Genomic DNA, 17912 nt, shown 5'->3' on the forward strand with positions numbered 1-17912 from the left:
GGCGTGGCCTTAGCCGACCGCTCCACCAAAGTCAGCAGGCGGGCTCCGGGGGACGGAGCCCGCCTGCCGCCGCCCTAGAACCCCTTGGTGATCGAGATCCCGTAGATGCGGGGATCGAGCAGGAAGAGGCTGCGGGTGGAACCGAGATTCTCGTCGGCGATGTCGAAGCCGACGATGGTGTCCTCGTCCATGGCGTTCTTCACGAACATCTGGAACGTCAGGTCGATGTCAGGATTGGCGACGATCAGACTGGCGTTGAGGTTGTCCCAGGCCTGGATGCGGTCGAAGGACGCGTTGTTGTAGCGCATGAAGCTCTCGGTCTGGCGGTAGTAGTCGCCCCGCAGGGTGACGTTCCAGCCGTTCTCCAGCTCCCACCTGTATTGCGCGCCCAGGGACATAGTCCACTTGGGGGCGTTGGGCAGCTCATTGCCCTTCAGGTTCTGCCGCACGCCTTCCCCGGCCCCGTTGGTGTACAGCGAGACATTGGAGCCGTAGCTGTACATGCCCGCCGCCAGGGCCGCGGCCGTGGCCGGCGTGTTGCCTGCCGCCACCAGGCCCGCGGTGACCGAGGTCGGGCCCGAACAGACCCGGTTGGCCAGGGTCGCGGCCCCGCCGGGCGCCGCCAGGATCGCCGCCACCCCGGTGGCTCGCACCACGCAGCCACCGCTGGTGGAATTGCCGTAGATATAGGTGCTGTCGCCCCGGGTGCGGTTGAAGGTGTCCACCACCACGCCCTGCTCGATCTTGGTGTCGAGGTAGCCGATATTGGCGTTGAGTTTCAGGTTCTCGATGGGGCTCCAGACGCTCTCCAGTTCCAGCCCCTTGATCTTGGCGTCGATGTTCTCGTTGTAGACCGACCGGTTCACGCTGCGACCGATCTGGTAGCCTTTGTAGTCATAGGAGAAGGCCGTCAGGTTCAGCAGCAGCTGGCCGTCCATCAGGGTGTTCTTCATCCCGACTTCCAGGGCGTTGACGAACTCGGGCGCATAGCTGGGGTTCAAACCCAGGGCCACGACGCCGGGCGGGTTGAAACCGCCGCCCTTGTAGCCCTTCGAATAGGACCCATAGACCAGGGTCTCGTCGGTGAAGGGAAGATCGGGCTTCCAGTCGAGGTTGAAGCGGCCCGTGGTCTCCTTGAACTGCACCCTCTGTTCGGCGGTGAAGACCGGGCCACGGCCCGGGGTGAACAGGGTCGAGCCGGAGCCGCGGGTCCATTTCTTGTCGTCGGTGTAGCGCAGGCCGAGCGTCGCCCGCAGGGTGTCGGTGGCCTGCCAATAGACCTCGCCGAACACGGCCTTGGACTTGAGTTTGTATTCGGTCAGGCTGACGAAATAGTTGTGGCCCGTGAAGTCGGGCTCCCTCAACGGATCGACATAGCCGCTGGGCACCAGCACCTTCAGAGCCGCCGTCGCCGCATTGGTGGCGACATAGGTGATGCTCATGGCGTCATAGTCGAGATAGATGCCGCCGATATTGAAGTTCAGCGCCCCGTCGAAGCTGGACTGCAGGCGCAGTTCCTGGGTCACCTGCTCGTTATGGCCGATGCCGCCGGACTCGCTCTGCAGGCGGTCGGTCGCCCCGAACTGCGGGTCGTTGAGGATGCCGCCCGGGGTATAGGGCGTGACCCCGAAGAGCACCGAGGAATAGCCGCCGGTGGAGTCGCCGCGGGAATAGTTCTCGTTCTCGTTATAGCTGGTGAGCGAGGTGAAGGTCAGGCCCGGCGTCAGGTCCCACTCGAGGTTGAACTCATAGAGGTCGGTGCGCGGCCGGTAGATCGGCTGACCCACCACCTCCACTTCCCGCAGGTCGCGGGAGACGCTCTTGCCCAGGAAGGAGTCCTGCGGCTGCAGGCCGATCTGGCGGGCGATGATGCCGGAGAAGGTGGAAAGCTGGTTGGTGGTCCCGTAGGCGTTGGGATCGTAGACCGAGGCCGCGAGGCAGCCTTGGGTCAGGCCCGCCTGGGCCGCGCCGGTGGCCACGCCAAGCACGGAGGTCGGACCGGGATCCTTGACGCAGAGCTGCTTGCGCGCGCCGCGGCTGTCGTCCTCGGCGAAGGTCTCCCAGAGCAGGAAGGTGCGCAGGTTGTCAGTGGGGTTGAAGGCCAGGGTGACCCGCCCGGCCCAGATGTCGCGGCTGTCGATGTCCTGGCCGTTCAGCCTGTTGGTGGTGTAGCCATCGCGCTGCAGGGCGAAGCCGGCGGCCCGCAGAGCGAACTTGTCGCCCAGCGGGAGGTTGATGTAGCCCTGATACTTCAGCGAGTTGTAGTTCCCGAACTCCGCCGTCAAGGCGCCGCTGCGCTGGTCGTTCGGCTTGTTGGAGATGATGTTCACCACCCCGCCGGTGGCGTTGCGGCCATAGAGGGTGCCCTGCGGCCCCCGCAGGACCTCCACCCGCTCCACATCATAGAACTCCGCATCAGCGATGCGGTTGGCGGTGAGCGGCACGTTGTTCTCGTGGATCCCCACTCCGTCGTCGCCGGACAGGGAGACCAACTGGGCGCCGACCCCGCGGATCTGGAAGTTGGTGCGCAGGGCGCGGCGGGTGAAGGTCAGGTTGGGCACGGACTGGACCAGGTTGCCGGCGCCGTCGATGCCCTGGGCCTTGAGGGCCTGCTCGCTGAAGGCCGAGACGGCGATCGGCACGTCCTGAACCGACTCTTCCCGCTTCTGGGCGGTGACGATCAGTTCGTCGATCAGACTGCCCTTGGAGGCCTCCTGGGCCAGGGCGAGCTGCGGCAGGCCCAGAACCAGGGCGAGCGCGGTCGCCGACAGCATCAATCGCTGAGTCATGTCTTCCTCCCAAGAACGTCCGATAGTCGGACGCCATCCCTGCGGGCCTCATCGAGGGGCCTCTTATGCTTGACGCTAGGTCCGCAAAGTCGAGGTCGTCAACTCATCACGTAACATCGTGATTTAGAGAAAATATCCTTTATTAATACATAGTTATCCCATTCGTTCAGTGAACGGATGAATTATTCCGAACCCGCTTCATAAGTCGAAATTTGGTGAACGTTGTTCGGATCGCCGACGTGGGGGACGTCAGTCGGCGAAGCGCGGGGAGAGCAGGAAGGCGAAGCCCGAAATCACCTTGGCCACAAGACGCCCGGCCGCGCCCGGATCGTCCTCGCCCTGCATCAGAACCGCCGAGGCGATGCCGCGCCCCAACACCCAGATGGTCAGGGAAACCTCCTCCACGCGCTCGGCCGGCACACGATCGTCCCCCTCGAACGAGGTCTGGAAGGTGGCGAAGGCCGCCCGCTCGGCGGCGCGGACGGCGTCGTTGGCGGCGAGCGCCTGCTCGGTCTGCATCAGGGCGTAGAGCTGCGGATTGCGGTGGATGAAGGTGAGGAAGGCCCGCGACGCCGCGTCGATGCGGTGGGGGAACTTCCCGCTGGCCATGGCCTGGTCGATGGCCCGGGTGAGCTCCTCCCAGCCCTCGATGGCGAGCGCCGCCAGCAGGGCGTGCTTGTCGGCGAAGTGGTGGTAGAGGCTGGCCACCCCGTTTCCCACGCGGGCGGCGATGGTCCGCAGGTGCAGCCCCTCGGCGCCGCTCTCCTCCAGCAGCGCGCGGGCCGCGTCCAGGACACGGCGGCGCAGGGATCCCGGCCCGGCGTTCAGCTTCAACTCTTCACCCACGGCGTCCTCCGCCGCCAGCATGGGCTAGAGTTTGGACGGAAGCACCACCTTCATCTCTTCATAGCCCTTCACGAAGATCGAGAAGGAGCGCTTGGGCTCTTCCAGCAGCTTGATGTCCGGGAAGCGCTTCATGATCTCCTCCCAGATGATGGTGAGCTGCAGCTCGGCCAGGCGGTTGCCGACGCAGCGGTGGATGCCGAAGCCGAAGGACATATGCTGGCGCGGCCGCTCGCGATCGATGATGTAGCTGTCGGGATTGGCGATCACCGTGTCGTCGCGGTTGCCCGAGACGTACCACATGGCGACCTTGTCGCCTTCCTTGATGGTCTTGCCGCCCAGCTCGAAGTCCTGGGTCGCCGTGCGGGCCATGTGGGCCAGCGGAGTCTGCCAGCGGATGGTCTCCGACACCATGGACGGGATGAGGGCGGGGTTGGCGCGGAGCTTGGCGTACTGGTCGGGGTTCTGGTTCAGGGCCAGGACCGAGCCGGAAATGGTGTTCCGCGTGGTGTCGTTGCCGCCGATGATCAGCAGAGCCACGTTGGCGTGGAACTCCTGCTGGGTCATGTTCCGGGTGTCGGCCCCGTGGGCCAGCATGGAGATCAGGTCGCCAGCCGGCTCGGCGTTGACCCGCTGGTTCCAGAGTTCGGTGAAGTAGCCGAAGCACTCGGCCATCATCGCCCGCATCTCCATCAGGTCGGCTGCGGGGCCGAAGCCCGGCGCGGTGGTCATGACGTCCGACCAGCGGGTGAGCTTGCGGCGCTCTTCGAACGGAAAGTCGAAAAGCGTCGCGAGCGTCATGGTGGTGAGCTCTTTGGAGACCAGGTCCACCCAGTCGAAGTCCTCACCGATCGGCAGGGAGTCGAGGATCAGGCCGGCGCGCTCGCGGATCAGCGGGGCCATGATCGACAGCGCGTGCGGCGAGACCGCCGGGCTCACCGTCTTGCGCTGCACGTCGTGGCGCGGCGGGTCCATGGCGATGAAGTTGGTGGCGGTGTTGTTGGGGTCGCGGAAGCCCTGGGCGGCCTTGGGCGTCAGCGTGATGCCCTTGGCCGAGGAGAACACCTGATGGTTGGAGTCCACCGCCAGGATGTCGTTGTACTTGGTGATCGACCAGTAGGCCCCGTAGTTGCTGTCGGCCGTGTAGTGGACGGGGTCTTCCTTCCGCAGCCGCTCGAACATCGGCCACATGGCGTCGTCGCGGAAGAGCGAGGCCCGCGCCGGGTTCAGGTCCTCGACGGGGCCTTCGTAGGCAGCCTTGCGCGCCGCTGCGCGCTTGTCGTTCAGGATGTCCACGGCGCCGTCAGCCATACTCGTCTCCTACCAGGGGCGTGTGGTCCACGCGCATTGCCCCCATCGAGACCTTCCGAACACAGTTCGACAAGCCCTGGGTTGGCTGACAGCGACTTGGCCGCCTTGGCCAGGGACTCCTCAAAGCCATTCCGCTGAGCGTCGATGAAGGAGACAAGCGCCACCAGGGACCGGGGCGGGTGATGGGGTTCGAAGCCCCGGGCATCCGCTCGGCAAGCCGGATGGCCGGAGGCGTCAAAACCTAGCGCGCGGCAGCGGCAGGTTCCAGGCTGTTGATGTAGGCCACCACGTCCTGAACCTCGTCGGCGTGCAGGTTGATCGGCGCCATGTCGTAGTGGCCGGTTTCAGCGATGTCGGCCAGGCGGCGCTGCAGGGTGAGCGGGACATGGCGCCCGGCCAGGTCGCGGAATGGCGGCGCCTTGGCGTTGGGGCTGGCCTCCTTGGTCTCCACCGCATGGCAGGAGGCGCAGACGCTCCGGGCGAGCGCGTGGCCGCGCGCCTGGCTCGCCGGCAGCGGATTCTCACCGGCGGTCGCGGCGGAGGGGGCCGCCAGGAGGGTCAGCACCAGCAGACCGAAGTACATGATCGACCCCCCTGGGCGGCGCGACAGGGTGGTCATTCCGATCTGGCCTTGGCGCAAGCGGCGCTGCTGCGATGGGCGTGCCAGGCCGTGAGGGCGGCCATGGCCAGGAGGGGGGCGACGTAGCAGGCCCAGCAGTGGCCGCCATCGGACACGCCGCAGATCGGGCCGCGCTGTGCGGTGAGCCACATGTGCGCGGCGGCGATCGCCCCGGTCACCAGGGCCGAGGCGCCCAGCAGCGCGGCGACAGCCGGGAGCGGCGAAGGACGGGAAGGATCAGGCTGGTCCATGGCTTCGAATTCGGCGCCGCAAATCGGCGTGACCCCATCAGAGGGTGCGACGGTTTCGACGGCCTTGATCTCTGTCAAAGTTCCCCACGGCGATACCTGCCACTTCGGCCCAGCTTTGCAGTTTGGGTCGGGGATCTATGACACAACTATCAGTCCAGCATGATGAGGGCGCGCCGTTCGACGTGGTGCTGCTCTACATCTTCACAGGGGTGGGAGCCTTCGCGGCGCTGCTTGCCGCGGCCTTCACCGAAGACCCCCTCTTCCGTTTCCACAGCTACCTATTCCTGGTGGCCTTCGTGCTGGCCGCCGGCGTGATGACGGCGGGCATCGGCTACGGGAAGTTCCGGTCCGACCCCACCCGCTATTCTGACGGGGTGATCCGCGCGGGCGTGATCGCCACCATGTTCTGGGGGGTTGTGGCCATGCTGGTGGGGGTGGTGATCGCCGCCCAGCTCACCTGGCCGACCATCTTCTATTTCCCGGAGGCCGGCTGGCTGAACTTCGGCCGCCTGCGTCCGCTGCACACGTCGGGCGTAATCTTCGCCTTCGGGGGCAACGCCCTGATCGCCACCTCCTTCTGGGTGGTGCAGCGCACCTGCCGCGCGCGCCTGGGCGGCGGCGTCGCCCCCTGGTTCGTATTCTGGGGCTATCAGCTCTTCATCGTTCTGGCGGCTACCGGCTACCTGGCCGGCATCACCCAGTCGAAGGAGTACGCCGAACCTGAGTGGTACGTGGACCTGTGGCTGGCCGTCGTCTGGGTCGCCTATCTGCTGGTCTTCCTGGGCACCATCTGGAAGCGCAAGGAACCCCACATCTACGTGGCCAACTGGTTCTACCTGGCCTTCATCATCACCGTGGCGATCCTGCACATCGTCAACAACCTGTCCCTGCCGGTCGACCTGCTGCACCACCGGAGCTATTCGGTCTATGCCGGTGTCCAAGACGCCCTGGTGCAGTGGTGGTATGGCCACAACGCCGTCGGCTTCTTCCTCACCGCCGGCTTCCTGGGGATGATGTACTACTTCGTGCCCAAGCGGGCCGAACGGCCGGTCTATTCGTACCGCCTGTCCATCGTCCACTTCTGGTCGCTGATCTTCATCTACATCTGGGCCGGCCCGCACCACCTGCACTACACCGCCCTGCCGCAGTGGACCCAGACCCTGGGCGCCACCTTCTCGATCATGCTCTGGATGCCCTCCTGGGGCGGCATGATCAACGGCCTGATGACCCTGTCGGGCGCCTGGGACAAGCTACGCACCGACCCGGTGATCCGCATGATGGTGGTGGCTCTGGCCTTCTACGGCATGTCCACCTTCGAGGGCCCGCTGATGAGCCTGCGGGAGGTCAACGCCCTGTCCCACTACACCGACTGGACCATCGGCCACGTGCACTCCGGCGCCCTGGGCTGGGTCGGCTTCATCTCCTTCGGGGCCGTCTACTGCATGGTTCCGTGGCTGTGGAAGAAGGACCGCATCTACTCCAACACCCTGATCGAGTGGCACTTCTGGATCGCGACGACGGGCATCCTGCTCTACATCGCCGCGATGTGGGTCTCCGGCATCATGGAAGGCCTGATGTGGCGCGAGTACACGCCTCAGGGCTTCCTCGCCAACAGCTTCGTCGAGACCGTCGCGGCCAAGCACATCGAGAACATCATCCGCACGGTTGGAGGGCTCATGTACCTCTCCGGCACGGTGATCATGTCCTACAACCTTTGGCGGACCGTCAGGATGCCCGGTCATGAGGCCCTGCCTCAAGGCGCAGCATCCCTGCCCGCCCTCGCAGCGGCGCAGTAAGGGCCCTGACCATGTGGAACAAGCACGCCAAGTTCGAGCGTCATTCGCTGTGGATGATCATCGGCATCGTCATCGTCGTCTCCATCGGCGGCCTCGTGGAGATCTCGCCGCTCTTCTACCTGGAGAGCACAGTGGAGGAGGTAGAGGGCATGCGTCCCTACACGCCCCTGGAGCTCGAGGGCCGCGACATCTACGTCCGTGAGGGCTGCTACACCTGCCACTCGCAGATGATCCGCCCGCTGCGCGACGAGGTGGAGCGCTACGGGCACTACAGCCTGGCCGCCGAGAGCATGTACGACCACCCCTTCCAGTGGGGCTCCAAACGTACCGGGCCTGACCTGGCCCGGGTCGGGGGCAAGTACTCCGACAGCTGGCACAAGGACCACCTGACCGACCCGCGCTCTGTGGTGCCGGAATCGGTGATGCCGCCCTACGCCTTCCTGCGCGACAAGGACCTCGACTACCGCGAGGTCCAGGCCAAGCTCTCGGCCATGACCAAGGTTGGCGTGCCCTACACCCAGGACCAGATCGACCACGCCAAGGACGACCTTGAGGCCCAGGCCGATCCCTTCGACAGCCGCGCCACGGCCCTGAAGAAGCGCTACGGCGCCAAGCTGGCCCAGCGCGACTTCGACGGCGATCCCAACAGGGTCACCGAGATGGACGCCCTGATCGCCTACCTGCAGATGCTGGGCGGCCTGGTGGACTTCCGGACCTATCGCGCCGAAGCCCCGGAGAACCAACGATGAGCGGCCTGTCCTACGAGGCGGTCGCCCGCTTCGCCCAGCAGGGGGGGACGGTCTACTTCGCCATCCTCTTCTTCGCCGTGGTGATCTACGCCCTCTGGCCTCGCCACACCGAGACTTTCAAGCGCCTCGCGGCTCTGCCGCTGGAGGACAATGAGGACAACCATGTCCAACCGTGAAACCGACGAGCATTCCGGCGTCGAGACCACCGGCCACGAGTGGGACGGTATCCGAGAGCTGGACAATCCGCTGCCCCGCTGGTGGCTCTACATCTTCTACGGCAGCATCGTCATCGCGGTGATCTACTGGGTGCTGATGCCGTCCTGGCCGGGGATCAACAGCTACGCCAAGGGGGTGCTGGGCCAGTCCGACCGGGTCGATGTGGCCCGGCAGCTGGAGGCCCTGAACCAACAGCGCGGAGCCGAGGGGGCGATGCTGCGCACCGCCTCGCTGGAGACCATCGAGGCTGATCCCAAGCTGCAGGCCTATGCGCTCGCGGTTGGCCAGTCCGTGTTCGGCGACAACTGCGCCACCTGCCATGGCGTGGGCGGCACCGGCTTCAAGGGCTATCCCAACCTGCGGGATGACGTCTGGCTCTGGGGCGGCAGCCTCGAGGAGATTCAGCATACCCTTCAGGTGGGGGTGCGTTCGGACAATCCGAACACGCGCCAGTCCCAGATGCCCGCCTTCGGCCGCGACCAGATCCTGCAGCCGGCTCAGGTCGATGACCTGACCGAATTCGTGGTGGCGCTGTCGAGCCGATCGGCCAATGTCGCGGCCATCAAGCGCGCCGCGCCGGTCTATGTCGCGCAGTGTTCGGCCTGCCATGGCCCCCAGGGCAAGGGGGACATCAAACAGGGCGCGCCCGATCTCACGGACGCGGAGTGGCTGTACGGGGCCGAGCGCGCCGACATCCGCAACCAGATCTGGACCGGCCAGGGCGGCGTCATGCCCACCTGGGAAGGCCGCCTCAGCCCGGAAACCATCAAGGCCCTGGCGGTCTACATCCACGCCAACGCCGGCGGCCAGTAGAGCGTACCCATGACCGTCGTCATCGATCGGACCAAGCCCACGCCACCGCCGCCCGGAGAGGGCTCCGGCCCCGTTTCGGCGGCGGCGAAGGCGCGGGCCAAGGGTTTCACCCTGGGCCTCTACAAGCCCCGGACCCCGATCTATCCGAAGCTGGTCCACGGCCAGTGGCGGCGGATCAAGTGGGTCCTGCTGATCCTGATGCTGGCGATCTACTACCTCACCCCCTGGATCCGATGGGAACGTCCCGGCGTCCTGCCGGACCAGGCGGTGCTCGTCGACTTCGCCGGTGGGCGGTTCTACTTCTTCGGCATCCAGCTCTGGCCGCAGGAGGTTTATTTCATCACCGGCCTGCTGGTGATCTCCGCACTCGGCCTCTTCCTGGTGACGGCCATGTTCGGTCGTTTGTGGTGCGGCTACGCCTGCCCGCAGACGGTGTGGACCGACCTGTTCATCTATGTGGAGCGGGCCTTCGAAGGCGACCGCAACGCCCGGATGAAGCTCGACGCCAGTCCCTGGTCCTTCAACAAGGCCTGGCGGAAGATCGGCAAGCACGCGGTCTGGCTGGGGATCGGGTTCGGCACCGGCGGGGCGTGGATCTTCTATTTCCACGACGCGCCGAACCTGCTGGCCGATTTCTGGGTCGGCCAGGCGCCGGCCACGGCCTACATCTTCTGCGCCCTGCTGACGGTGACCACCTACGCCTTCGCCGGGCACATGCGCGAACAGGTCTGCACCTACCTGTGCCCCTGGCCGCGTATTCAGGGGGCCATGCTGGACCAGCATTCCCTGCAGGTGACCTATCTGCGCGACCGGGGCGAAACCCGGGGGCCGCACAAGAAGGGCCAGCCCTGGGAGGGACGGGGCGATTGCATCGACTGCAACGCCTGCGTCGTGGCCTGCCCCGCGGGCATCGACATCCGTGACGGCTCCCAGCTCGAATGCATCAACTGCGGCCTGTGTATCGACGCCTGCGACGAGATCATGGAGAAGATCGACCGTCCCAAGGGCCTGATCGCCTACGACACCGACGCCGCGGTCGCCGCGCGCGAGGCCGGGCGGCCTCCGATCTACCGGTTGTTGCGGCCCCGGACCGCCTACTACGCCGTGGCCCTGAGCCTGGTGAGCGCCCTGATGATCTGGGGCCTGACCCATCGCAGCGCCCTGGATGTCCACGTCCTGCGGGACCGCAATCCCATGTTCGTGCGCCTGCACGACGGGGCGATCCGCGACGGCTACACCCTGAAGATCGCCAACCGCGGATTCGAGGCGCGCGACGTCCAGGTGACTTTCACCGGACCGCCCGGCGCCAAGCTGCGGACGCCCGGCGCCAAGGCGGCGGGCGACACCCTGAGCGTCCGCGTCGAGGCCAACGAGGTGCGCGCCGTGCGGGTCTTCGTCACCGTGCCCGCCGCCGCCATCGACGCGCCCAACATGCCCGCGGCCTTCGCGGTGCGCGCAGGCGACGAGGTGAAGACCGTCGAGACCAACTTCCTCTCAGGGGCCGCGAACGCGCCATGACCGACATCCCGCACAAGAGCTTCGAGCTGAAGGGTCTGCACGTCCTGGGGCTCTTCGTCGGCTTCTTCCTGGTGGTGATCGTCGTGAACGTCGCCTTCACGGTGATGGCCATCCGCACCTATCCCGGAGAGGTCTCGCGCACGCCGTATGAGGACGGGGTCGCCTACAACGCCAAGCTGGCGCAGCTCGAGGCTCAGTCCCGTCTCGGATGGCGCGCGGCGGCGCAGGCCGGGCCCGACGGCGCCGTGGTGGTCACCTTCCGCGACCGCGCGGGCCGCCCGCTGACCGGCCTTCGGGTCGCCGCCAAGCTGCAGCGTCCCGCCACCGAGAGCGGCAGGAAGGACCTTCCGCTGGCGGAGATCGCGCCCGGGACCTATTCGGCCCGTCTCGGCGACCTGAGCGGCGCCTGGGACCTCGGCCTGCTGGCCCATGACTCGGCCGGTGCGCGGTTCGAGGCCGAGCGGAGGCTGACATGGCCGTGACCTATGACGTCGCGCCGGACTATTCGGCCTTCCTGAAGCCCGCCCAGGATGGCGGGGCGACCTTCGACCTGCTGGTGAAGGGCGCGCGTTGCGCCGCCTGCATGGCCAAGATCGAGGGGGGCGTGAGCGCGCTGCCAGGCGTGCGCAGCGCACGCCTGAACCTTACCAGCGGCAAGCTCACGGTGGGCTTCGAGGGCCGGTCCGGCGATCCCGGGCGGGTGATGTCCACCCTTGAGAAGCTGGGCTACGAGACCGCGCCCTATGATCCGGGCCAGGCCGCCGCCGCCCAGGACCGGGAAGGCCGGCGCCTGACCCTGGCGCTGGGAGTCGCGGCCTTCGGCGCCGGCAACGCCATGATGTTCTCGGTGCCGATCTGGGCGGGGCTGTTTGGCCAGGAGCTAGGTCCGGCGGCGCTGACCATGATGCAGTGGGCTAGCGGCCTCATCGCCACCCCCTGCGCCCTCTATGCCGGCATGCCCTTCTTCCAGTCGGCCTGGCGCTCCCTGCGGGTGGGCCGGGCGAACATGGACGTGCCAATCTCCATCGGGGTGCTCCTCAGCCTCGCGATCAGCTTCGTCGAGACCCTGCTGCACGGTCGCGACACCTATTTCGACGCCGCCATCTCCCTGCTGTTCCTGCTGCTGATCGGCCGCTGGCTGGACCACACCCTGCGCAGCCGGGCCCGGGGGGCGGCCGCCGACCTCCTGGCCATGCAGGCGCCCGCCGCAACGGTCCTGACCCCCGATGGCGGCCAGCATCGCAGGCCCCTGGCGGAGATCGCCGTGGGCGACCTGATCCTGGTGCGTCCTGGTGAACGCCTGCCCGTCGACGCTCGTATCGAGGCCGGCGCGTCCCAACTGGACAATGCGCTGCTGACCGGAGAGTCGCGCGCGGTGGCCGTCGGCCAGGGAGATGTCTGCCGCGCCGGGGCGCTCAACCTGTCGGGGATGCTCACCCTGCGAGCCGAGGCGCGGTCCGACGATTCCGCGGTGGCCGCCATCGCGCGGCTGGTGGAGGCGGGCGCGCAGTCGAAGTCGCGCTATGTCCGTCTGGCCGACCGCGCCGCGGCCATCTATGTCCCCGTGGTCCACACCGCCGCGGCGCTGACCTTCGTGCTGGGCTGGGGTCTCGGCCTGGGCCCGCGCGAGGCCCTGCTGCGGGCGGTCGCGGTGCTGATCATCACCTGCCCCTGCGCGCTCGGCCTCGCGGTTCCGGCGGTGCAGGTGGCGGCGTCGGCGCGATTGTTCCGCAAGCAGGTCCTGGTGAAGTCCGGCGCGGCCCTGGAGCGCCTGGCGGAGGTGACCCACGTGGTGTTCGACAAGACTGGTGTCCTGACCCTTGGCCGGCCCACCCTGATTGCTCCCGACCTGGCCGCCGCGGCCCTGGCGGCGCCGCTGGCGCGGGCCTCCTCCCACCCCCTGGCGCGCGCCCTGGCGGCGCAGGATGGCGGAAGCGACCTAGCGCAGGACGTCGTGGAGACCGCCGGACAGGGGGTCGAGGGCGTCATCCACGGCCGTCGCGCCCGTCTCGGCCGGGCGTCTTTCGTGGGCGCCGAAGGGGCGCAGGGCTCTGAGACCGAGCTCTGGTTCGGCTTCGAGGGTGAGACCAAGATCCGCTTCCGGTTCGCCGACAGCCTGCGGCCGGATGCGCGCCAGACCATCGCCGACCTCCGCGCCCGGGGACTGAGCGTGGAGATCCTGTCAGGCGACCTGCCGGACGCGGTGCGCGCCGTGGCCCAGGCCGTGGACGTACGCCATTGGCGGGGCGGCATGACCCCCACCGACAAGGCCGCCTGGGTCGAGAGCCTGGCCCGCGTCGGCCACAGGTCGCTGATGGTGGGCGACGGGCTGAACGACACCGCCGCGCTGGCCACCGCCCATGCGGCCATGGCGCCGGGCACAGCCCTGGACGCCAGCCAGAACGCCGCCGATCTGGTGTTCTCCGGCGAGGGCCTGGGCGCTGTGGTGACCGCCATCGACGTGGCGCGCGCGGCCCGGCGTCGCGCCGTGGAGAACTTCGGATTTTCCGCGCTCTACAACCTGATCGCCGCGCCAGCGGCCATGCTGGGCCTGATCAATCCCTTCGTCGCGGCCTTGGCGATGTCGGGGTCGTCCCTGGTGGTGACCCTCAACGCCCTGCGCATGCACCGGGCGGGCCGATGACCATCTTCTTCCTGCTCGCGCCGTTCTCGGTGATGCTGGCCCTGCTGGGACTGTGGGGCTTCTGGTGGACCGTGCGCAGCGGCCAGTACGATGATCCCGCCGGCGACGCCGCCCGCATCCTGCTGGACGACAGCGACATGGGACCGCCGGCTTTGATCCAGGTCACGGCGGGGGGCACCGATCCGGAGTGAATGGGGCGACCCTTCCCGGAGATTCGCCGTGACCTCGCCTTCCGTTCTGCACGCTCCCAAGCCCGTAACCCTGGCCCTGGACGAACTGATCGCCAGGTACGACGGCCGGGCCCCGCGCTACACCAGCTATCCGACCGCCGTGCAGTTCACGCCCGCGGTGGACGCAGCGACCTATCGGGGCTGGCTGGCCGCGCTTCCCGCCACCGACCCGGTCTCCCTCTATCTGCACATCCCCTTCTGCGCCCGCCTGTGCTGGTACTGCGGGTGCAACACCCGGGCGGTGAACCGGCATGAACCCGTGGGAGACTACGTCCAGCATCTGCTCGCCGAGGCCGCCCTGCTGGAAGCCGCCTTGCCGCGACGCCTGCCGGCCAACGCCATCCACCTGGGGGGCGGCACCCCAAACATGCTGGCGCCCACGGAAATGGACGCCATCTTCGGCGCCCTGCGGCGGATCTTCGATGTCACCGAGGACGCCGAAGTCGCCGCCGAGCTGGACCCCGCGGTCCTGACCCGCGAGTGGGTCCAGGCCGCGGCTTCCCACGGCCTGTCGCGCGCCAGCCTGGGGGTGCAGAACCTGTCGCCCCAGGTCCAGGCCGCCGTGAACCGTGAGGAGAGTTACGAGGAGATCGCCCAGTGCGTCGCCTGGCTGCGGGAGGCCGGCGTCGGCTCGATCAACCTGGACCTGATGTACGGCCTGCCGCACCAGACCACGGTCAACACCCTGAGCACCATCGACCAGATCGTGGCTCTGAGACCCGAGCGCCTCGCCCTGTTCGGCTACGCCCACGTGCCATGGATGAAGGCCCACCAGCAGCTGATCGACGAGTCGGCCCTGCCCGGCGCGGCCGAGCGCCTCGACCAGAGCGAGGCCGCCGCCGAGCGCCTGGTGTCGGAGGGCTATGTCCGCATCGGCCTGGATCACTTCGCCCTGCCCGACGACACTCTCGCGGCCGCCCAACGGGAAGGCCGGCTGCGGCGCAATTTCCAGGGCTACACCACCGACAGCGCCCAGACCCTGCTCGGCCTGGGGGCCTCCTCGATCGGCAGCCTGCCCCAGGGCCTGGTGCAAAACGTCGCCCAGGAGCTTCCCTGGCGCAACGCGGTGGTCGCGGGCGACCTGCCTATCGCTCGGGGTGTCGCCCTCACAGACGATGACCGGTTCCGCGCCGAGATCATCGAGCGGCTGATGTGCGATCTGTCGGTTGATCTCGCGGCGGTGTGCGCTCGGCATGGCCGGACCTTGGGTGATCTGGCGCAGGAGCTTTCGGCCCTCAAGCGGTTCGCCGACGATGGTCTGGTGGAAATCCTAGAGGCGCGGCTGACGGTCTCGGAGCTGGGCAGACTGGTGGTGCGATCGGTCTGCGCCGTGTTCGACACCTATTTCACGGCCGAGGCGGGACGCCACTCCAAGGCGCTGTGAGGCGCCTCGCCCTTACGATAGGGCGGCGTTGATGGCGGCGCTGAGAGACTCGCCCATCAGAGGCTTCTCGACGATGACCGCGCCCAGGGCCGCAGCGGTCTCTCGGGTGCTGGTCCGGGGGTGGCTGGTGATCAGCACGGCTGGCAGGTGCTCCATCCTGGCGCGGAGGACAGCGAGGGCCTCCAGGCCGGTAAGGCCGGTGAGGTTCTGGTCAAGGACCAGGCAGACCGGGGGGGGCGGGAGGGCGGCCTGCAGGAGCGCCTCACCGCTCTCGAGGGCCGTGACGGCGAAGCCGTCCAGTTCCAGCATGAAGGTCAGGGCCAGACGCAGAGCGCTGTCGTCATCAACCAGGACGACCGTGCGGATGGCGGGTGGGAGTGTAGACAAGCTCAGCCTCCAGGGAATCTGGAGACCCTAGGCCCGAGCCCGACGCCCGGCTTTGATACAGCGCAATCGCGGCGATCAGGCGAAGCCGGCCGTCAAGGCCATGCGAATGAGCTGAGAGAGGCTGGAAGCGCCGGTCTTGGTCATGACGTTGGCGCGATAGACCTCGACGGTCCGGGGGCTGATGCCAAGCTCGAAGGCGATCACCTTGTTGGCCTTGCCATCGACCACGCCGCGCAAGACCTCAGTTTCGCGGGGCGACAGGCTGGCCAGGAAGGCCTGGAAGGGACCCGAGTTCTGCGGGGGCGCACCTGGACGGGCCTGGGCCAGGACCGAGCGGATGGCGCGCAGCAGGGCCTCGTCATCGAAGGGTTTTTCCAGGAAGTCGGCGACTCCGGCCTTCATCGCCTCCACCGCCAGGGCCACGTCGCCATGGCCGGTGATCATGATGATCGGCAGGTCGATATGAAGCGCCTTGAGGTGGCGGCACATCTCCAGGCCGTTCATCCCCGGCATACGCACATCGGTGACGATGCACCCGCCGGAAAGGCGGCCAACGCCCTCCAGGAACACCATGGCGGAGTCATAGGTGCGCGTCTCGAAACCGGCGCTGTCCAGGAGGAAGGACAGGGAGTCGCGCATGGCCTCGTCGTCGTCGATCACATGCACGAGTTCGTCAGTCGTCAACGTTCAGCTCCTCCTCCGGGACCGTCTTCAAGGTGAATGAAAACACTGTCCCGCCGCCCGGCGCGGATTCGGCCCAGATGCGACCGCCGTGAGCTTCGATGATCGTACGCGAAATGGAAAGCCCAACCCCCATGCCCGTGCTCTTGCTGGTGACGAAGGGCTGGAACAGGCGACTGGCCACTTCAGGGGCGATGCCCGGGCCGGTGTCGATCACCTTGACGATGACGCTGTTGTCCTCAGCCAAGGCGGAACTGATGGTGAGGGCCCGCCGAGGGCTATCCTGCATCGCCTCGATGGCGTTGCGCATCAGGTTCAAAAGCACCTGCTGCACCTGAACCTTGTCGGCGAGCACATAGGGCGCCGCCGGCGAAATATCGAAACTGACCCTCACACCGGATTCCTTGGCTCCGATCATGGCCAAAGCGCCGGCTTCCTCGATGAGCTTGGTCAAGGGTTCGACCCGGCGCTCGGACTCGCCCTTGGAGACAAAGTCGCGGAGCCTGCGGATGATCTCCCCAGCGCGAAGGGCCTGGTCGCCTGCCTGGATGAGGGCGTTGCGAACCTTGGCCGGATCTGGCTGTTCCTGATCGAGAATGCGGACTGAGCCCTTCACATAGTTGGCGATGGCCGACAGGGGCTGGTTGAGCTCGTGCGCCAGGGCCGACGCCATTTCCCCAAGCGCCGTCAGGCGGGAGACATGGACCAGTTCGGCCTGCAGGTCCTGCAGGCGCCGTTCGGTGGCCTGACTTTCGGAGAGGTCGCGGACGAAGCCGGTGAAGAACCGCTCCGAACTCGATTGCATCTCGCCGACCGCCAGCTCCATCGGGAAGGTGGAGCCGTCCTTGCGCTCTCCCACCACCACGCGGCCGATACCTATAATGCGCCGCTCGCCGGTGGTCAGGTAGCGTACGAGGTAGCTGTCATGGGCGTCACGGTAGGGCTGCGGCATCAGCATGCTGACATTGCGTCCGATGACCTCTTCGGCGCGCCAGCCGAACAGCCGCTCGGCGGTGGCGCTGAAGGACTGCATCAACCCGTGCTCATCGATCACCACCATGGCGTCGGGCACCGTATCCAGGATCGATCTGAGATGGGCCTCGCGCTCGCCCAGATGCACCAGCGCGTCAGCCGTGCGATCGGTCTGCCGGCGAAGGCGCCAACCTCCATAGGCGATGGCCGGTCCCATCACCATGAAGAGCAGGGCGTTCACCTGGTCGGCCGGATGCGAGAGTACGGCGATGTCGTTAAGGGCGACCCCCCCGACAAAGGTCAGGCTGGTGGCCAGCAGGGCAGGGCCGGGCCCCCAGAACGCCGCGCTGAGAATCACCGCGGGCATGAACAGCAGGAAGGAGGGTTGATCGTGGAAGATCGGCGTCAGGGCCCATCGCAACGACACCGCCAGGCCCGACAGCAGGGCCGCCCCGACGTACCCGGTCAGCGCACCGCTCCTGGAGCGCGGCTCGACGGTGGCTGACGGGGTAGATCGCATGCCTCTGGGCTAGGCCGCCGCCTTGCCTGGCGCAAGGGTCAATTGACGGCCGTCAGGCGGCGTATCCGCCGACGCGCTTGATGTTGCAGTGGGCCCAGAGCCTTTCGAGGGCTTGGGCCAGGTCGTCCATCATGGCGTCGGTGTGGGCGGGCGACGGGGTGAAGCGCAGGCGCTCGGTGCCGCGCGGGA

At 67.3% G+C, this 17912-nt stretch carries 17 protein-coding genes and 1 pseudogene; 9 read left to right on the plus strand and 9 right to left on the minus strand.

Annotation, left to right across the window (positions count from 1 at the left end):
* Positions 1 to 74: 74 nt before the first annotated feature.
* From Q8N10_RS02265 to Q8N10_RS02285, 5 genes are all read right to left on the minus strand, one after another.
* Complete coding sequence (locus Q8N10_RS02265) at positions 75 to 2789, minus strand: TonB-dependent receptor (RefSeq protein WP_304779813.1); 2715 nt, start codon at positions 2787 to 2789, stop codon at positions 75 to 77.
* A gap of 249 nt (positions 2790 to 3038) precedes the next feature.
* The gene (locus Q8N10_RS02270) at positions 3039 to 3635 is read right to left on the minus strand and encodes a TetR/AcrR family transcriptional regulator (protein WP_304779817.1); all 597 of its coding nucleotides are present in this window, start codon (positions 3633 to 3635) and stop codon (positions 3039 to 3041) included.
* A 24-nt stretch (positions 3636 to 3659) separates the two neighbouring features.
* Positions 3660 to 4943, minus strand: a complete 1284-nt coding sequence (locus tag Q8N10_RS02275) for a cytochrome P450 (RefSeq protein WP_304779819.1) — start codon at positions 4941 to 4943, stop codon at positions 3660 to 3662.
* A 241-nt stretch (positions 4944 to 5184) separates the two neighbouring features.
* Positions 5185 to 5562, minus strand: coding sequence for a c-type cytochrome (locus tag Q8N10_RS02280; protein ID WP_304779820.1), 378 nt, complete (start codon positions 5560 to 5562; stop codon positions 5185 to 5187).
* Complete coding sequence (locus Q8N10_RS02285) at positions 5559 to 5813, minus strand: hypothetical protein (RefSeq protein ID WP_304779822.1); 255 nt, start codon at positions 5811 to 5813, stop codon at positions 5559 to 5561. Before Q8N10_RS02285 ends, Q8N10_RS02280 begins: the two co-directional genes overlap by 4 nt.
* A gap of 137 nt (positions 5814 to 5950) precedes the next feature.
* Between Q8N10_RS02285 and ccoN the strand changes: the two genes are divergently transcribed.
* Genes ccoN through hemN form a run of 9 tightly spaced genes read left to right on the plus strand, consistent with a single transcriptional unit; the run spans position 5951 to position 15163 of the window.
* Positions 5951 to 7609, plus strand: coding sequence for a cytochrome-c oxidase, cbb3-type subunit I (gene ccoN / locus Q8N10_RS02290; RefSeq protein WP_370690212.1), 1659 nt, complete (start codon positions 5951 to 5953; stop codon positions 7607 to 7609).
* A gap of 11 nt (positions 7610 to 7620) precedes the next feature.
* Positions 7621 to 8358 carry a cytochrome-c oxidase, cbb3-type subunit II gene (ccoO, locus tag Q8N10_RS02295; protein ID WP_370690213.1) on the plus strand — a complete coding sequence of 246 codons (738 nt, stop codon included), beginning with the start codon at positions 7621 to 7623 and terminating at the stop codon, positions 8356 to 8358.
* A complete protein-coding gene (locus Q8N10_RS02300) occupies positions 8355 to 8534 on the plus strand; it encodes a cbb3-type cytochrome c oxidase subunit 3 (protein ID WP_304779824.1) in 180 nt (59 codons plus the stop codon). Before ccoO ends, Q8N10_RS02300 begins: the two co-directional genes overlap by 4 nt.
* Positions 8521 to 9387, plus strand: coding sequence for a cytochrome-c oxidase, cbb3-type subunit III (gene ccoP, locus Q8N10_RS02305; protein ID WP_304779826.1), 867 nt, complete (start codon positions 8521 to 8523; stop codon positions 9385 to 9387). Before Q8N10_RS02300 ends, ccoP begins: the two co-directional genes overlap by 14 nt.
* 9 nt (positions 9388 to 9396) lie before the next feature.
* The gene (ccoG, locus tag Q8N10_RS02310; RefSeq protein ID WP_304779828.1) at positions 9397 to 10905 is read left to right on the plus strand and encodes a cytochrome c oxidase accessory protein CcoG; all 1509 of its coding nucleotides are present in this window, start codon (positions 9397 to 9399) and stop codon (positions 10903 to 10905) included.
* Positions 10902 to 11387, plus strand: a complete 486-nt coding sequence (locus tag Q8N10_RS02315) for a FixH family protein (protein ID WP_304779830.1) — start codon at positions 10902 to 10904, stop codon at positions 11385 to 11387. The genes ccoG and Q8N10_RS02315 overlap by 4 nt, the downstream gene beginning before the upstream one ends.
* Complete coding sequence (locus Q8N10_RS02320) at positions 11378 to 13549, plus strand: heavy metal translocating P-type ATPase (protein WP_304779832.1); 2172 nt, start codon at positions 11378 to 11380, stop codon at positions 13547 to 13549. Before Q8N10_RS02315 ends, Q8N10_RS02320 begins: the two co-directional genes overlap by 10 nt.
* Positions 13546 to 13740, plus strand: a complete 195-nt coding sequence (gene ccoS / locus Q8N10_RS02325) for a cbb3-type cytochrome oxidase assembly protein CcoS (RefSeq protein WP_304779834.1) — start codon at positions 13546 to 13548, stop codon at positions 13738 to 13740. Before Q8N10_RS02320 ends, ccoS begins: the two co-directional genes overlap by 4 nt.
* A 28-nt stretch (positions 13741 to 13768) precedes the next feature.
* Positions 13769 to 15163: an oxygen-independent coproporphyrinogen III oxidase gene (hemN, locus tag Q8N10_RS02330; RefSeq protein WP_304779836.1), complete on the plus strand. Its 1395-nt coding sequence runs from the start codon at positions 13769 to 13771 to the stop codon at positions 15161 to 15163.
* Between the two features lie 12 nt (positions 15164 to 15175).
* Here the strand turns inward: hemN and Q8N10_RS02335 are convergent, their stop codons facing one another.
* From Q8N10_RS02335 to Q8N10_RS02350, 4 genes and pseudogenes are all read right to left on the minus strand, one after another.
* On the minus strand, positions 15176 to 15550 hold the full coding sequence (locus Q8N10_RS02335) for a response regulator (RefSeq protein WP_304779838.1): 375 nt from the start codon (positions 15548 to 15550) through the stop codon (positions 15176 to 15178).
* Positions 15551 to 15625: 75 nt separating this feature from the next.
* Complete coding sequence (fixJ, locus tag Q8N10_RS02340) at positions 15626 to 16234, minus strand: response regulator FixJ (RefSeq protein WP_304779840.1); 609 nt, start codon at positions 16232 to 16234, stop codon at positions 15626 to 15628.
* Positions 16224 to 17723: a PAS domain-containing sensor histidine kinase gene (locus tag Q8N10_RS02345; protein ID WP_304779842.1), complete on the minus strand. Its 1500-nt coding sequence runs from the start codon at positions 17721 to 17723 to the stop codon at positions 16224 to 16226. The genes fixJ and Q8N10_RS02345 overlap by 11 nt, the downstream gene beginning before the upstream one ends.
* A gap of 52 nt (positions 17724 to 17775) precedes the next feature.
* A pseudogene (locus Q8N10_RS02350) lies at positions 17776 to 17912 on the minus strand (5-aminolevulinate synthase); the annotation flags it as partial.

The organism is Phenylobacterium sp., assembly GCF_030693625.1.
GTDB classification, from domain to species: domain Bacteria; phylum Pseudomonadota; class Alphaproteobacteria; order Caulobacterales; family Caulobacteraceae; genus Phenylobacterium; species Phenylobacterium ferrooxidans.

What these genes read in the sequence shown, in the direction of transcription:
- Q8N10_RS02265 (WP_304779813.1), bottom strand. Translation starts at nt 2,789, where the DNA reads ATGACTCAGCGATTGATGCTGTCGGCGACCGCGCTCGCCCTGGTTCTG.
- Q8N10_RS02275 (WP_304779819.1), bottom strand. Translation starts at nt 4,943, where the DNA reads ATGGCTGACGGCGCCGTGGACATCCTGAACGACAAGCGCGCAGCGGCG.
- Q8N10_RS02280 (WP_304779820.1), bottom strand. Translation starts at nt 5,562, where the DNA reads ATGACCACCCTGTCGCGCCGCCCAGGGGGGTCGATCATGTACTTCGGT.
- Q8N10_RS02285 (WP_304779822.1), bottom strand. Translation starts at nt 5,813, where the DNA reads ATGGACCAGCCTGATCCTTCCCGTCCTTCGCCGCTCCCGGCTGTCGCC.
- ccoN (WP_370690212.1), top strand. Translation starts at nt 5,951, where the DNA reads ATGACACAACTATCAGTCCAGCATGATGAGGGCGCGCCGTTCGACGTG.
- ccoO (WP_370690213.1), top strand. Translation starts at nt 7,621, where the DNA reads ATGTGGAACAAGCACGCCAAGTTCGAGCGTCATTCGCTGTGGATGATC.
- Q8N10_RS02300 (WP_304779824.1), top strand. Translation starts at nt 8,355, where the DNA reads ATGAGCGGCCTGTCCTACGAGGCGGTCGCCCGCTTCGCCCAGCAGGGG.
- ccoP (WP_304779826.1), top strand. Translation starts at nt 8,521, where the DNA reads ATGTCCAACCGTGAAACCGACGAGCATTCCGGCGTCGAGACCACCGGC.
- ccoG (WP_304779828.1), top strand. Translation starts at nt 9,397, where the DNA reads ATGACCGTCGTCATCGATCGGACCAAGCCCACGCCACCGCCGCCCGGA.
- Q8N10_RS02315 (WP_304779830.1), top strand. Translation starts at nt 10,902, where the DNA reads ATGACCGACATCCCGCACAAGAGCTTCGAGCTGAAGGGTCTGCACGTC.
- Q8N10_RS02320 (WP_304779832.1), top strand. Translation starts at nt 11,378, where the DNA reads ATGGCCGTGACCTATGACGTCGCGCCGGACTATTCGGCCTTCCTGAAG.
- ccoS (WP_304779834.1), top strand. Translation starts at nt 13,546, where the DNA reads ATGACCATCTTCTTCCTGCTCGCGCCGTTCTCGGTGATGCTGGCCCTG.
- Q8N10_RS02345 (WP_304779842.1), bottom strand. Translation starts at nt 17,723, where the DNA reads ATGCGATCTACCCCGTCAGCCACCGTCGAGCCGCGCTCCAGGAGCGGT.